This window comes from Polaribacter sp. 20A6 (assembly GCF_011378915.1).
In the GTDB taxonomy this organism is placed as follows: Bacteria; Bacteroidota; Bacteroidia; order Flavobacteriales; family Flavobacteriaceae; genus Polaribacter; species Polaribacter sejongensis.
On sequence record NZ_WTPZ01000004.1, the window covers coordinates 16,225 to 32,388 of the forward strand.

The following is a 16,164-nucleotide window of genomic DNA, read 5'->3' on the forward strand; positions in this document are numbered from 1 at the left end:
AAATAGGCTAACTTTGCTTATTTATAATTAAAATGAAATTTATTTACTTACTTTTATTTCTAGCCTTAGCAAGTTGTACTTCTTTAAAAAAGAATACAACCAACAATTCTACCATTGAAGAAACTAAACCGATAGCTTCTCAAATTATTTTCTTAAATTATAAAGTTTCTAAGGATAAAAATATAGAACTTACTTTTATTGATAAAATAATTACAGAAGGAAGTCTTAAAAAGAATTTCCAAAAAAGAACAGACAGTAATGCAGGAGATTTAATATGCATTCAACAAGATGTAAATTCTGTAGCTATTGATAGTATTCAGATAGAAAATCCATTAATAAAAAACTTCGAATACATAGATGATTTTGGTAAATTAAGTCGAAAAACAATTGAATTAGACAGCACTACCCTATCTATTCGAATGGATTTAAAACCACAAACAAAATTTATAACACTTAAATTACTAAGTGAAACCAATAACAGTCTTTTAAAAATACAATTATGAAAAAAACACTACTCTTATCTATTCTATTTTTGTGCGCATCTGTTACCGCACAAACTTTTGATGTAACCACAATTACACAGTCTGGTTCTAATGATAGTAGAATTAATGTTGTAATTCTATCAGATGGATATCAAAGTACAGAGCTGAATCAATTTATAACGGATGCCACTAATTTTTCAAATGCTCTATTTTCAGAAACACCTTATAAAGAGTATAAAAATTACTTTAATGTCCATGCTATAAAAGTACCATCTAATGAAAGTGGAGCAAAACATCCACGTACAGCATCAGATGAAAATACTTCTAACAATCAACCTGCAGCTACTGTAGATAATTATTTTGAATCGACTTTTGATGCATATGATGTTCATAGACTTTTAGTAGCTAACAACGCTATAGTAAACACTGTTTTAGCAAATAATTTTCCTAATTACGACATTGTTTTAGTTTTAGTAAACAGCCCTTATTATGGTGGTAGTGGTGGTGAAATTGCCGTAGCATCATTGCATGCATCAGCTAACCAAATTGCCATTCATGAGTTAGGACACTCTTTTGCAAATCTTATTGATGAGTATTACCCTGGAGATATTTATGTAAGAGAAGGCATAAACATGACCCAAGAGACAAACCCAACAAATGTGAAATGGAAAAATTGGATGAACCAAAATGGAGTTGGTATTTATCCGCATGGCACATCCGGAACGGCTGCTAGCTGGTATAAACCGCATCAAAATTGTAAAATGGAATCTTTAAATAGTCCTTTTTGTTCAGTTTGTACAGAGGGAACTATAGAACAAATACACTCTTTAACTTCGGTAATAGAAAACTATTCTCCACAAAACACAGGTTCTATAGATTTATCTACAGTTTTAGATTTTACAATAAACACTATAAATCCGCTTCCAAACACCTTAGATATCTCATGGACTTTAAACGGAACCGTAATTAATAGTGAAGATTATACGATCTCTATTTCAAAAGAAGATTTAGCGAGTGGAAATAATCAACTACTAGCAACTATTGAAGATAAAACTACATTACTTAAAGTAGACAATCATGAAACGGTACATTTTGCAACGACACTTTGGAACATCAACTCTAGCACTTTAAGTATCGATGATATATCGACAAACACATTTGACATAAAACTATTTCCAAACCCGACTCAGGATATTTTATATTTTGAGGTAACCAACAATAATGAAGACTATAACGTGTTTATTAGTGATATTTCTGGAAAGCAATTGATTCAGAAAAAAATGAATAAAGTAGACGAAAATCAAAATATACGAATAGGTACACTGCCTTCTGGAGTCTATTTTATCAACTTTACATTTGAAAATGGATTAAAGGTCTCTAAGAAAATAGTTAAAGAATAAAAAGAATCCTTTATTAAAACATAAAAATCAGTTTCAAAAAATCTCAAAATGTATATTTTGAGATTTTTTTGTTTGAACCCTTTCATTTTATTAATAAACCCACATCCTATTTAACTTCTTATTTATTTAAAAAAAAACTAACTTAGCAGACGACACATATATCTCATTAATCTGTATTTACACTAATGGAAAATATAAAATACTACACCCAATTAAAAAGCTCAAGTAAAACACTAGTCGATTTATTAGCAGATGAATCTGATTTCTCAGAATTACCAAATACTTGGCATGTAGTAGTTGTTGATGTTAAAAATTCTACGAAAGCTGTTGACGAAGGCAAACATCATCAAATAAACTTAACAGCAACCGGAGCCATAATCTCTGTATTAAACACCATCAGAAAAGAGAAAAAAAACATAGAAATTCCTTATTTTTTTGGAGGAGATGGCGCTACTTTTATTATACCAGCGTTACTTCTAAATAAAATTACCTTGGTTTTAGAAAACTACAGTCTTCATATTAAAAAAAACATCGATTTAACACTTAGGGTTGGGCATATTTCTATAGCAGAATTATCAGAAAAAAAAGCTAATTTAAAAATAGTAAAACACCAACTAACAGATCAATTAGCAATTCCTATTATTTTAGGAAACGGTTTAAAAAAAGCAGAAGAAATCATTAAAAGTACTTTTACAAAAATAGAAGATATTGATTTTAAAAAAGACCTTTTAAACCTAGAAGGGATGGAATGTAGATGGAAAGAAATAAACCCAAGACAAACCCAAAAAAAAGTGATTTGTTTATTGTTAGACACGGTAAACGAAAATGATCAAAGAGCTATTTATAGAGATGTACTTACAAAAATGGACACTATTTTTGGCACCTTTAACAACAGGCAACCTATAAAATCGAAAAACTTAAAATTAAATTTTAGCATTTCTAAAATATGGGAAGAAATGAAAGTGACACTCGCCAATAAGAACTTAAAATATTTATTAAAAAATTGGTTTAAAACTTTAATTGGTAAATGGTATTTTAATATGTCTGAAGACGGAAAGCAATACTTAAATCAAATTGGTCAATTATCACATACATTTATGTTAGACGGTATGATTAATACAATATTTACAGCAGAACAACCTAAAACAGACTTATTTATAATCTACCTGAATCAACTAGAAAAAGAAAATAAAATTGTTTACGGCATTCATGTAACACACGCCTCCGTAATGTCTTGTTACGTATTAGACAGAAAAACAAAACACGCACACTTTGTAGACGGTACAGAAGGAGGTTACACATCTGCTGCCAAAATGTTTAAAATAAAAATGAAGGCTTTAAATTAGTTTGATTGTTCTATTTTCATAAAAAACAAATATTTAGTACTTGTTGATTTTATGAAACCAAAAAACTAACTTTACTTTTTAAATTATAATTAATAGAATTGAAGACACCGAACATACTTCTATTCGCTACAATTACAAAACAATAAAATGGCCCAAAACAATATAAATTTAGCAGTACTTATAGACGGAGACAACATACCGTCTGCTCACGTTAAGGAAATGATGGAAGAAATTGCAAAATATGGCAACCCAACTATTAAAAGAATTTATGGAGATTGGACGAGTCCGCATTTGTCTAAATGGAAAAATTTACTATTACAAAATGCTATTACACCTATACAGCAATACGCATATACTACAGGAAAAAATGCTACTGATTCCGCAATGATTATTGATGCAATGGATATTCTATATTCAGAAAAAGTAAATGGTTTTTGCTTAGTTTCTAGCGATAGCGATTTTACAAAATTAGCCACTAGATTAAGAGAAGCAGGACAGCAAGTTATTGGTATTGGAGAGAAAAAAACACCCACACCTTTTATTGTTGCTTGTGATAAATTTATTTATATAGAAATTCTAAGAAAGCAAACTGAAAAGAAAGAAAGTATTAGTACCAAAGACAATGAAAAAGATAGTGTTGATAAAATAACAACAAAAGTAATTAAACTAATCTCTTCAACAATTTCAGATTTATCTGATGAAGAAGGTTGGGCTTTTCTTGGTGATGTAGGTAGTTTACTTCAGAAAAAACAACCCAATTTCGACTCAAGAAATTATGGTTTTGACAAATTAACTCCGCTTATTAAGTCTATTGGTAAATTTGATTTAGACCAAAGAGAGAACTCAAAGAGCAGACATAAATTAATTTTTGTGAAAAATAAATAATTTAAGCAATTAGCTTAAATCAATAAATTCTGAAGTTGCAATAATATCATATTGTAAAACATCGTTTTCTTCTACTATAAAACTCTAGATCTTATCAACTAAATAAGACCTAGAGTTTTTTTATTTTTTTCATTCAAGTATTCAAAAGTGCTTACTTTTTTATCCGAAGAAAAATTCTTTAATTTTAGTGAAATCTAATGGAAGAGAATATAAATAAAAAGGCTCCTAATTTTTTAAATTGATATTTTAAAAGTAATCTCGATTGCATTCTTGTAAATTATTTAACTATTTTATTTACACATATACCATATATTTGTAATTAAATTTAAGCATAAAAAAAATGAAAAAATTAACACTTGCACTTTTTACACTATTAGCAATTGCTTCTTGTACAAAAGAACATTCTAAAGAATACGTTTCTTTATCTGGTAAATTAGAAAATAACACAGATTCTATTCTAACAATTTCTAGTAGAACAGGTATCCTTAAAACAATTACAATTAATAAAGACGGTTCTTTTAAAGATACATTAAAAGTGCCAAAAGTAGATGTTTATACATTTCAAACTAGTGCTCAAAAAAGAGCTCCATTATATTTAAAAAATGGGTTTGACATTACAGTAAAAGGTGATTCTGAAGAATTCATGAAAAGCTTCAAGTATTCAGGAGCTGGATCTTCTAACTCTAATTTTATCATTGCACAATTAGAACAAAGTGAAAACATAGGAAATCCTGCAGACCTTTTTGCTTTAGACCAAGAAGCTTTTGATACTAAAATGACCTCATTAAAAAAAGATTTTGATAGTATTCTATCTTCTTATAATGATTTAGATAGTTCTTTAGTAGATATGGCTACTAAACAAAATACACAAATGTTTGAGTACTTTGAAAAAACGTATATATCAAACAAAAGTATGGGAAAAGGAAATGCTTCTCCTAAATTTGAAGACTATGTAGATGTTAAAGGTGGAAAAAAATCTTTGGATTCTTTTAAAGGAAAATATGTATATATAGATGTTTGGGCTACTTGGTGCGGACCTTGTATTAGAGAAATACCTTCTTTAAAAAGTATAGAAAAAGAATTTCATAATAAAAATATAGAATTTATTAGTATTTCTACTGATGAATCTAGAAGAAGTGGTGGTTCTTGGGAAGCTGCAGAAAAAAAATGGAGAGACTTTGTAAAAGAAAAAGATTTAAGTGGTGTTCAACTTTGGGCAGGGCAAGATTTTAGTTTTCAGCAAGCATACCAAATATCTGGTATTCCAAGATTTATTTTAATTGATCCACAAGGAAACATTGTAGAAGCAAATGCTCCAAGACCTTCAGATCCTAGATTAAAATCTTTATTAGAGTCTTTAGACATATAATTAAATATAAATTCATAAAAAAAAGGCGAAATCTACATGTAGATTTCGCCTTTTTTTGTGCTTAGTAATAAGAGGTTACTCTTTGTAAACTCCCATTGCAGCATATTTATCCATTCTTTGAGAAACTAAATCTGTATCATTTAAATCTTTTAACTCATCAAATGCAGTAAGAATTTGTTCTTGTACCGCTTTAAAAGCTCCTTCTCTATCGGTATGTGCTCCACCTATTGGTTCCGCTATAATTCCGTCAATTAATTTTAACTTCTTCATATCTGTACCTGTTAACTTTAATGCAGCAGCAGCTTGTTCTTTATACTCCCAACTTCTCCATAAAATAGAAGAACAAGATTCTGGAGAAATAACAGTATACCAAGTATTTTCCATCATATAAACTCTATCTCCTACTCCAATACCTACAGCACCACCAGATGCTCCTTCACCAATAACAACCGTAATAATTGGTGTTTTTAAACGAGTCATTTCTAGAATATTTCTAGCAATAGCTTCTCCTTGTCCACGCTCTTCTGCTTCTAAACCAGGATATGCACCAGGTGTATCTAATAAAGTAACCACAGGAATACCAAATTTCTCTGCCATTTTCATTAAACGCAATGCTTTTCTGTAACCTTCAGGATTTGCCATCCCAAAGTTTCTATACTGACGCGTTTTTGTGTTGTATCCTTTTTGTTGACCAATAAACATAAAAGACTGATCTCCAATTTTACCTAAACCACCAATCATGGCTTTATCATCCTTTACATTTCTATCTCCATGGAGCTCCATAAAGGTATTTCCGCAAATAGCTTTAATATAATCTAAAGTATAAGGTCTATTAGGGTGCCTAGATAATTGAACTCTTTGCCAAGGGGTTAAGTTCTTATATATATCTTTCTTAGCTTTATCTAATTTCTTTTCGATTTTCTTACAAGTAGCACTTACATCTACATCACTTTCTTTACCGATAATTTCACACTTATCTAATTGATCTAAAAGCTCTTTAATAGGCATTTCAAAATCTAAATATTCCATATTGTAATTATTTGATTTTAGTTGTTTGAATAGACAAACATACTATAAAATTAGTTGTTTTTTTTAAAAAGAAGTTACTTTTTTCTAACAGTCTTTGCTTTAATCTTATTTCTTATCACCGTTTTATTCTTTATAATTCCGTTTAATAAAACTACAAAGAGTACTATAAATGCTCCAAAATAAAATTCTGGATTCATTTTTTCTTTTTCACCAAATATAAATAACGCTAAAACAATTGCATAAATAGGTTCTAAATTAATGGTTAGCATTACCGTATATGGAGATATGTATTTCATTATTTTAACAGAAGCTATAAACGCATACGCCGTACAAATACTACTTAAAATTAAAAGGTATATCCAATCTGAAGTTGGAATTATAAAAAAAGAGACCGAGAAACCATTTGTAACTAAAAGATAAACAGTTATAAAAAGCACCCCAAAAACTAATTGATATAATGATATTGTATTTGCAGCATACTCTTTAATAAAAAGGCCATTAAACACAGAAAACAATGCACTTAAAAAAGATGCAATTAACGCATAGATGATTCCTAATTTATATTGACTCTCAAAATTAAAGATGATATAAAGCCCAAAAATAACAATTAAGCCCAACACCATTTCTAATGGATTAATTCTTCTTTTATAGAAAATAGGTTCTATTAAAGCGGCAAAAAATGCACCGGTACTTATAGTTACTAGCGCAACAGAAACATTAGAAACCTTTATGGCTTTAAAGAAAAAAATCCAATGCAGCGCAATGATAACTCCTGTTACAAAGAACTTTGCAAGTCCTTTTTTGTCAACTTTAAATGATTTCTTTTTGATAATAAAATAAAGTACAATAAAAACTACTGCTAAAGACATTCTGTACCAAACTAACGGAATGGCATCTAAACTAATTAATGCGCCTAAAATTGCAGTAAACCCCCAAATAAAAACAATAAGGTGTAACTGTAAATAATTGTTTAACTTATTTTCTTGCATTATAGTAGAGATAAATAGCTACACAGCCAAAAACAATATTTGGAAGCCAAACATACAGTAGCGAGTTAACCCCCGCAACAGCACCTAAAACCTCAGCTATTTTCATTAAGAAAACATACATAAACATTAATCCAATTCCTATAGCCAAATTGACTCCAGTACCACCTCTTCTTTTTCTAAAAGCCAAAGCAACGGCAATAATAGTTAAAATATAAGAAGCTATTGGTAAGCTTGTTCTTTTATAAAACTCCACCAGATATGCATTTAAATTTTTAACACCTCTCTTTTTAGAAACTCCAATAAATTCTTGTAATTCTCCAGAAGGCATTTCTTGAGCTAAAGCAGATTTATAAATTAAATCTCTTGGAGTAAAGTTAAAAACAGTATCTATTTTAGATCCAGAAAAAATACTGTCTCTATCGTTAAAAATTTTACGTAATTTCCAATTAGATAAGGTAAAAATAGAAGTAGAATCGGTTTTTTTATAACTTATTCTATCAGCAACTAGTTTCGATTTCATTTCTATACCATCATATACTTCTGATGTAAAATCATAACCTGAATTAGATTCTGTATCAAAACTACGTATAAAGATGTAAGTGCTATCAGTAAGTTGCAAACTAAATTCTCTTACATATTTTAACTCGTGCTTTTGCCTGCTACTTTTAATATACTCTCTTTCAAACTTTTTCCGTTCCTTACTACTATTAGGTACCACAAAATGATTCATCCCTAAAGAAATAATTGTAACTAAGGTAGCTCCAACAAAATAAGGATATAAAAAACGTGTGAATGAAACTCTTGCATTTGTAATGGCAATAATTTCTGTATTATTAGATAGTTTAGAAGTAAATAAAATTACAGCAATAAATAATGCCAAAGGCATAAATGTATTGGCATAATAGATGATAAAATTCTTGTAATATTCATCTATAATTTGGTACAATCCTAAATCTGCATGCTCTAAAAAGTTATCAATCTTTTCTGATATATCTATGGCAATAGCAATAGGAATCAAGATTAATAAGGTGAACAAGAAAGTTACCAAAAATCGTTTTAATATGTACCAGTCTATTATTTTCATAAGCCCATCCTAAATCCTTCCCGAAGGGAAGGACTTTTACGAAGTGATTTTTTTTACTTATTATATTATTTTTTATTCTAATTCTTTCTTAAAACGTTACTATTCTAACTGTAAACTGAGACTGCTCAGTGCTTACTTTTTAAAGACGTTTATCCATTTGTTTTACCATCATATCTTTCCACTCTCTAAAGTCTCCTGCTATGATATGTTTTCTTGCTTCACGTGTTAACCAAACATAAAAACCTAAATTATGAATTGAGGCAATCTGTTTTCCTAACATTTCTTTTGCTGCAAATAAATGGCGTAAATAGGCTTTAGAATACATGGTGTCTACTCCTGTAATTCCCATATCGTCTATTGGACTAAAATCTTCTGCCCACTTTTTATTTTTTATATTGATAGAACCGTGTGCTGTAAACAACATACCGTTTCTAGCATTTCTTGTTGGCATTACACAATCGAACATATCTATACCCAAAGCAATGTTTTCTAAAATGTTAATTGGCGTACCAACTCCCATTAAATATCTTGGTTTGTCTTCTGGTAAAATTTCTGTAACAACTTCTGTCATTGCATACATTTCTTCTGCTGGTTCCCCAACTGAAAGACCTCCAATTGCATTTGCTTGCTGACCTGAATTTGCAATATATTCTGCAGATTGTCTACGTAAATCTTTATACGTACTACCTTGTACAATTGGCATAAAAGTTTGCTCGAAACCGTATTTATAAGGTAATTTATCTAAATGATTGATACATCTAGTCAACCATCTATGTGTCATATGCATAGATCTTTTTGCATAATTATAATCACAAGGATATGGTGTACACTCATCAAACGCCATAATAATGTCTGCACCAATAGTTCTTTGGGTTTCCATTACATTTTCTGGTGTAAAATGATGCGTAGAACCATCTATATGACTTTTAAACTTTACCCCTTCTTCGTTAATTTTTCTTCTTCCAGAAAGAGAATATACTTGGTAACCACCAGAATCTGTAAGAATATTTCTATCCCAATTCATAAATTTGTGCAAACCACCTGCTTTTTCTAAAATATCTAAACCAGGACGTAAATATAAGTGATACGTGTTTCCTAAAATAATATCAGGATTTATGTCGTTTTTTAATTCTGTTTGATGTACTCCTTTTACGGTTCCAACAGTTCCCACAGGCATAAAGATAGGAGTTTCTATTACTCCGTGATCAGTAGTTATTACTCCTGCTCTTGCCTTACTTTTTGGGTCGGTAATTTTTAAGTCGAATTTCAATCGTTTAATTTTTGATGATTTTTGTAACTATAATTAATTACAAAACTTTAGAACCGATATAATTATCTGGTCCTCTCATTTATTTATTTTTTAAAATAAATTCCGTTTCATTGCCTGCAAAGATACTATTATTTAAGAATTGATAAATAAAATGAACTGTTATAAAAAAGGCAAAAAATTATGGCTTTATTTTGGTTGGCTAAAATGTGCGTTAAGGATTGAAGCGGCATCCTTTTTTTATAATTTTAATGCTTTTGCATAAAATTATAAAAAAAGATATAGCGTAAAGCCTGACCTGCAAGGTAACGCCCAAAAAAGATTACCAGCGTTTCTTTTTAGAGGAAGCACCAGCGTTATTTCTTTTACTTTTTGGAGATGATTTTCTAAAAGAAGCACTTTTTTTATTGAAATCGTTTTTAGTTGGCGCTGCCTTTTTCTTAGAAACTTGCTTTTTAGGCTTCTCTTTAACTGCAGATGCTTCTTGAGTTTTTGATGAACTAGAAATCATTTTATTAATTTCTTTCATCTCTTCATCTGTTAATTCTCGCCAATCTCCAGATTGTAGATAACCAAGCTCAACATTCATTATTCTAGTACGTTTTAACTTAGTTACTTCGTAATCTAAGTATTCGCACATTCTACGAATTTGGCGGTTTAATCCTTGCGTTAAAATAATTTTGAAAATTTTATCGCTTACTTTTTCTACCAAACATTTTTTTGTCATAGTACCTAAAATAGGAATTCCACTCCCCATTTTATCAATAAAATCATCTGTAATAGATTTGTCTACAGAAACAAAATATTCTTTCTCGTGGTTGTTACCCGCACGTAGAATCTTGTTAACGATATCTCCATCATTTGTTAAAAAAATTAATCCTTCAGACGGTTTATCTAAACGTCCAATAGGAAATAGTCTTTCTGGATAATTTACGTGTTTTACAATGTTATTTGGCTCTCTATCATCGGTAGTAGAAACTATACCTACCGGCTTATTTAAGGCAATATATAGCGTAACATTTTTAGGTTCTACTAATCGTCCGTCTAACTTTACAACATCTTTTTTAGCAACTCTGTTTCCTAATTGCGTTGGTTTACCGTTGATGGTAACTCTACCTTCATTTATAAATTTTTCTGCTTCTCTACGAGAGCACATACCAGATGAGCTGATATATTTATTAAGGTTTGTCGATTTTTGATTTGTAGTATCCAAAAGAAAATAATTTTGTGCAAAAATACAAATTATTTAAAGGGATTACCGCACTTATTTTAAATTACAAAGCTATTTGTTTAATCTATTTTCTTTTTATTAAACCATTGACCAACAAAGTTTAGGTTTAAAGTAATTTTATGAAAGTTTTCTTGAATCAAGTTGCTATCTAAAGTACCTTCTCTACCGTAAGAATAAGAAATATTAAAATTATCATTACTATACTTTTTCATTGGTAAACCTACCCCAAAAGATATAAAATAACTATCTATTTGTTGGTTAGAAATCTTTAAAAAACCTGTATTATAATTAAAACCTGCTCTATATTTTATATTAGACCAATAATTATATTTTTTTGATGTAGATACATATTCTACACCAAAAGCATAGATAGATTGGTCTGCATAACTTTCGTTATTTTGCGGTTGTGCAGTGTCGCTCCAAAGTAATTTTCGGTAATCTAAACTTGTAGTAATTTTTTTATTGATTACAGAAGTAAGTCCTACTCCGTAGGAAAATGGCAATTCGAAATTCTCTAAATCATTTTCTACATCCTCTTCTATACTTATTGATGTTCCGCTTGATGATGTTTTGTAAGAAGTTCTGGTTTGCGATCCTCCTAAAGATGAAGGCGATTCTAACGTAGCGCCAATAGTGTTTTCGAAACCTTTAATTGATGGTAATTTATATTGCAATCCTGTTTTTAACTTTACGCCTCCGTAATGATTTTGATCACTGATAGAAACTAAAGAACCTGTATACACTATACTTTCTTGATTGATAGATCCAAAAAGAAAAGACACATCTACACCAAAAGATAAATTTTTAATCACTTTAAAACCGGTAGATAAATAAAATTTATTTAAACCTCCTTCTCCTGTTATTCTTGTAATATAGGTGTCTGCAGAACCTTCAATGGCATTTTCTACATCTATATTGTATCCCGTTTTTGTATACGGAAGCAAACCAATACTCATACCCCAACCTTGTTTTATAGGAAACGCAATTGCTAGATGAGAGATGTTTCCATTGCTAGTACTTTCACTAACACTGCTTGTTTGTAAGGTAGAATATGTACCGTTTAAACCAAATTCATATAAAAAAGACTTTGGTAAAATACTACTTAAACTCGCTGGGTTAAATAAATTTATTTCAAACGGATTAGCTTGTGCAATACCTGTGTTTCCTAAACCGGTTAAACCTCCTGTGGCTGTTTTATTTTCTACACCTAAACCAAATAAAGAATAGGGTGTATTTGTATTACTTTGAGCAAACAAAGCGTGTCCTGAAACTACTAATACTAGTAATAATATCTTTTTTCTCATCTTAATAGTTTAAATATTTTACTGATAATTTTACTTCTCTATTAGTACTTGCGTTATTTTCTATAACTACATTATTTACTTCTTTAGAGAAGTTTCCCGACTGAATCATTAAGGCATAATTTAAATCGGTATCTGAGTATAAAATTTGCTCTACAAATCCACTTAAATTAACGTAGTAATAAGTATCTTCATTAAATTCATCTGTATCTTCTATTAAAATTGCAGAAGCTGTATTACCATCTATATCCGTAAGTTGTTGTATAATTCTATTCTTATGATCTACAATATAAACCGACAAGTATTCTGGCAGCGGATTATCATCACTATAACTCCCCTTTAAGGGACTAAAGGTTAATTCGGCACTTAAAGTAGCAGCATTTTCATACAACTCAGAAAGTCTTTTAATAGAAGGCATTTCTATTCTCGCTGAAATTCCTGTTCCAGATTGTGCAAACAATAAATTATCTGTGGTTGTACTTAATTTTATTTCTTCACCATCTTCAAAATCGCCTAAAACGGTACTAGACAAATCCGATTTTATTTCATTAAACTGTTGCCCTGCTGAAGAAATTACAAAATCTATGTAATAATCATTATCTTCACTGTCATCATCATTTATAGAATAATACAATCGCATCATAGAATTCCCTACACCTGTTGTAGTTTGTGCATTAAAACCTAAAACATGGCTACTTACAGACGTATCTGGCGCAATTACCAATCCTTTAAAATATTGTAAAAAATCGTCTGTGTTATTAATATCATTGTCTACAATTTTATCAAAAATTTCTTCTCCTAAAAGGTCATCCATTTTAACAAATAAAGAATCTGTAGGTCTATTAGGTCTTGGCGTAAATGAAAGTTGCCCTAAAATTGCAGCATCGTATTCTAAGGAAGATGTATTGTAAAAACTAGTAGCATCGTCTTCTGGCTCTACTGTTTCTGTAATTCTATGTAATGTATAGGTTTGTACTTTTGTAGTATCTCCATAATAGTAATTATCATAATTTAAAATCATCCCTATAGAATCATACACCGCATCTGTACTTATAGAAAAATTAGAGGTTATTAACTGAAGATAAGATTTTGCAGTTAAAGTACCTAAATGCCCATCTTCTACATTACCCACTAAAATTCTGTTAGTACCAGACGTAATTAAAGAATCTAATTTAAAAGTTCCTGTTTTTATAGAAAATGTATCTAAAATTCTAACTTGAATATTGTTATCAATAAAATCACTTCCTACTTCATAAGTAGTATCATCTGTAGCACAAGATGCTAAAAAGACAATACCTATAATACCAAAAATCAAATACCTCATTTTACTTTTTCAAGCAAAAATATTAGGACAGCTCTCATCAAAAATCATAAAATATATAAACAGACTCTTTTTATAGACTTACCCATAAAAAACACCGCTAAACCTTATAATTAACACCTTTTAAGAAAATTAACATTTGGTTTACATGTTTATCTATAAAATACCCTTGTTTGTCTATTTTGTAATGTTACCTATTTATTAGCTTTTAAGTTTGCCCAATAATTAAGCAAATGAATAAATTAAATCTAATGAGAAAAACAAATTTAATAAAGAAGAGTAGTATTCTCTTTTTAGCAACATTATTAATGTCTCTATTTTTTGTAGGATGTAGTGATGATGACGATGATGAATATGGAAACTGGGTAGAGAGTTCTGCTTTTAATGGAGATTCTAGAGCAAACTCTGTAAGTTTTACTATTGGTGATAAAGGATACCTTGTTACAGGTTATGATGGTGATGATTTTTTAGCTGATACTTGGGAATATAATTCTAGTGAAAATTACTGGATAAAGAAAGCTGATTTCCCTGGAGTTGCAAGAAGTAGTGCTGTAGGTTTTTCTATTAATGGTAAAGGGTATTTAGGTACTGGTTTTAATAGCGAACTTGATGAAGAAGAATTAAAAGATTTTTGGGAATATGACCCAACTACAGACACTTGGACTCAAAAAGCAGATTTTGGAGGAACTGCAAGATATGCTGCTATTGGTTTTTCTATTGGTAACGATGGTTATATTGGTACAGGTTATGATGGTAGCGAACAAAAAGATTTCTGGAAATATGATGTTGCTTCAAACACATGGGAACAATCTGTTGGTTTTAGTGGACAAAAACGTAAAGATGCTTCTGTTTTCACTATTGATGATGTTGCTTATATTGGCTTAGGAATCCATAATAATGCTTACGAAGAAGATTTTTATGCTTTTAATGGTAACACTTGGACACGTTTAACAGACTTAGATGACGATGAAGATGATGATGACGATTATAGTATTCTTTTAAGCAGTGGTGCAGCTTTTTCTTTAGACGGAAAAGGATATGTAACTACGGGTATTGCTGGTTCTATAAATACCAATGCTTGGGAATATAGCCCTGCTACAGATACTTGGGAAGAGTTACCAGTATTTGAAGGTTCTGCAAGACAAAATGCATCTACTTTTACTTTTGATACAAAAGCATTTGTATTAATGGGTAGAAGCGGTAATTATTATTTTGATGATGTTTGGGAATTTAGACCTTATGAATTAGAAAATGAAGATGATTAATACGTCTTACTCTTAAAAGATATATTTAAGGTTGAAAATTAAGCTACTTATTTCTAGTAACTTAATTTTCAACCTTTTTTGTGATAAAAACAACAGTTTATTGGGAGAGTTTTAAGAAACGTCTCATATAATTTTGCATTTGTTAAATAATGAAAACATTGAGTACTTTATTTAAAAAAAATAACACCATAATAATTGTCCATTGTCTTATATGGATTTTCTTTTTGGTGATAACTGCCATTCAGTCTTATGCTAGATTAAGCACAATTCCGAATGAGTTTTATATTTTAAACTTCACTTTTATTGCTGTTTTTTATTTAAATTATTTAGTGCTAATCCCCCATTTTTTACTGAATAAAAAAATTATTTTATACCTTTTAATTTCATTAGGAATTATATTTTCTATAACTTTTATAATGAAATATTCTTTAAAAATTTCTTTAAGACCGCCTTTTCCCGAAGGTCAATTTAATCCCAATTTTAGAGGACCTAGAGAAAACAACTTCAATTTAAGACCTCCTATTTTACTGCTGATATTTTTTGCTTTAAGCACTTGTGTAAAGCTAGTTGCAGAATGGTATAAATCTGAAAAAGAACGAACTATTGCTGCTTCTCAAAAAGTAAATTCTGAATTATCATTTTTAAAAGCACAGTTAAACCCTCATTTTTTATTTAATACATTAAACAGTATTTATTCTTTAGCGAATAAAAAATCTGATGATACTACCGTTGCCATTGTTACCTTATCCGAACTCATGCGATATATGATTTACGAGGCCAATGAAGATTATATTTGTTTAGAAAAAGAAATAGAATACATAAAAAATTACATCTCTTTACAGTTATTAAGATTAAAGGATTCTAGTGGTGTAAAAATAAATGTTCATGGAAATTTAAACTATAAAATAGAACCTCTGCTTCTTATTTCTTTTATAGAAAATGCCTTTAAATACGGAACAGATTATAAAGGTAAAACAGATATTACTATTAAAATATCTACAAATGAAGATCAATTACATTTAGCTGTTTACAATTTATCATCACTACAAAATGCTTTAAATAAAGACTCTGGTATTGGTTTAGAAAACATACAAAACAGATTAAATTTATTGTACCCAAACGCGCATACTTTAGAGATTACGAATACTAAAAAATCATTTGAAGTAAATCTAAAAATCAACTTAAAAAAATAAAA

General features: G+C 29.7%; 14 protein-coding genes. 7 read left to right on the forward strand and 7 right to left on the reverse strand.

The window, feature by feature from the left end:
* Nucleotides 1–32: 32 nt before the first annotated feature.
* The 5 genes from GQS57_RS10120 (at nucleotide 33) to GQS57_RS10140 (ending at nucleotide 5,482) form a co-directional block, all read left to right on the forward strand.
* Nucleotides 33–503, forward strand: a complete 471-nt coding sequence (locus GQS57_RS10120) for a hypothetical protein (RefSeq protein ID WP_165732744.1) — start codon at nucleotides 33–35, stop codon at nucleotides 501–503.
* On the forward strand, nucleotides 500–1,882 hold the full coding sequence (locus GQS57_RS10125; protein WP_165732745.1) for a M64 family metallopeptidase: 1,383 nt from the start codon (nucleotides 500–502) through the stop codon (nucleotides 1,880–1,882). The genes GQS57_RS10120 and GQS57_RS10125 overlap by 4 nt, the downstream gene beginning before the upstream one ends.
* Nucleotides 1,883–2,067: 185 nt before the next feature.
* Nucleotides 2,068–3,228 (forward strand): DUF3095 family protein, encoded by a 1,161-nt coding sequence (locus tag GQS57_RS10130; protein WP_165732746.1) that lies wholly within the window; start codon nucleotides 2,068–2,070, stop codon nucleotides 3,226–3,228.
* 147 nt (nucleotides 3,229–3,375) lie between these two features.
* Complete coding sequence (locus tag GQS57_RS10135; RefSeq protein WP_165732747.1) at nucleotides 3,376–4,113, forward strand: NYN domain-containing protein; 738 nt, start codon at nucleotides 3,376–3,378, stop codon at nucleotides 4,111–4,113.
* A gap of 340 nt (nucleotides 4,114–4,453) precedes the next feature.
* The gene (locus GQS57_RS10140; RefSeq protein ID WP_165732748.1) at nucleotides 4,454–5,482 is read left to right on the forward strand and encodes a TlpA disulfide reductase family protein; all 1,029 of its coding nucleotides are present in this window, start codon (nucleotides 4,454–4,456) and stop codon (nucleotides 5,480–5,482) included.
* Nucleotides 5,483–5,557: 75 nt separating this feature from the next.
* On the opposite strand, the gene GQS57_RS10145 is transcribed toward GQS57_RS10140, so the two are convergent.
* The 7 genes from GQS57_RS10145 to GQS57_RS10175 all read right to left on the reverse strand — a co-directional run bounded on the left by GQS57_RS10145 (nucleotide 5,558) and on the right by GQS57_RS10175 (nucleotide 13,707).
* Complete coding sequence (locus tag GQS57_RS10145) at nucleotides 5,558–6,511, reverse strand: acetyl-CoA carboxylase carboxyltransferase subunit alpha (protein ID WP_165732749.1); 954 nt, start codon at nucleotides 6,509–6,511, stop codon at nucleotides 5,558–5,560.
* A gap of 74 nt (nucleotides 6,512–6,585) precedes the next feature.
* Entirely contained in the window at nucleotides 6,586–7,500 is a 915-nt protein-coding gene (locus tag GQS57_RS10150) for a DMT family transporter (RefSeq protein WP_165732750.1), read from the reverse strand.
* Entirely contained in the window at nucleotides 7,487–8,584 is a 1,098-nt protein-coding gene (locus GQS57_RS10155) for an LptF/LptG family permease (RefSeq protein ID WP_165732751.1), read from the reverse strand. The genes GQS57_RS10150 and GQS57_RS10155 overlap by 14 nt, the downstream gene beginning before the upstream one ends.
* A 139-nt stretch (nucleotides 8,585–8,723) precedes the next feature.
* Nucleotides 8,724–9,854: a tRNA guanosine(34) transglycosylase Tgt gene (gene tgt, locus GQS57_RS10160; protein WP_165732752.1), complete on the reverse strand. Its 1,131-nt coding sequence runs from the start codon at nucleotides 9,852–9,854 to the stop codon at nucleotides 8,724–8,726.
* Between the two features lie 319 nt (nucleotides 9,855–10,173).
* A complete protein-coding gene (rluF, locus tag GQS57_RS10165; protein ID WP_165732753.1) occupies nucleotides 10,174–11,064 on the reverse strand; it encodes a 23S rRNA pseudouridine(2604) synthase RluF in 891 nt (296 codons plus the stop codon).
* Between the two features lie 77 nt (nucleotides 11,065–11,141).
* Nucleotides 11,142–12,386, reverse strand: coding sequence for a hypothetical protein (locus GQS57_RS10170; RefSeq protein WP_165732754.1), 1,245 nt, complete (start codon nucleotides 12,384–12,386; stop codon nucleotides 11,142–11,144).
* Nucleotide 12,387: 1 nt separating this feature from the next.
* Nucleotides 12,388–13,707, reverse strand: coding sequence for a DUF4270 family protein (locus GQS57_RS10175; protein WP_165732755.1), 1,320 nt, complete (start codon nucleotides 13,705–13,707; stop codon nucleotides 12,388–12,390).
* A 248-nt stretch (nucleotides 13,708–13,955) separates the two neighbouring features.
* Here GQS57_RS10175 and GQS57_RS10180 point away from each other — a divergent pair, with 248 nt between their 5' ends.
* Nucleotides 13,956–14,969 (forward strand): kelch repeat-containing protein, encoded by a 1,014-nt coding sequence (locus GQS57_RS10180; RefSeq protein WP_165732756.1) that lies wholly within the window; start codon nucleotides 13,956–13,958, stop codon nucleotides 14,967–14,969.
* Nucleotides 14,970–15,118: 149 nt separating this feature from the next.
* On the forward strand, nucleotides 15,119–16,162 hold the full coding sequence (locus tag GQS57_RS10185) for a sensor histidine kinase (RefSeq protein WP_165732757.1): 1,044 nt from the start codon (nucleotides 15,119–15,121) through the stop codon (nucleotides 16,160–16,162).
* The last annotated feature ends 2 nt before the right edge of the window (nucleotides 16,163–16,164 follow it).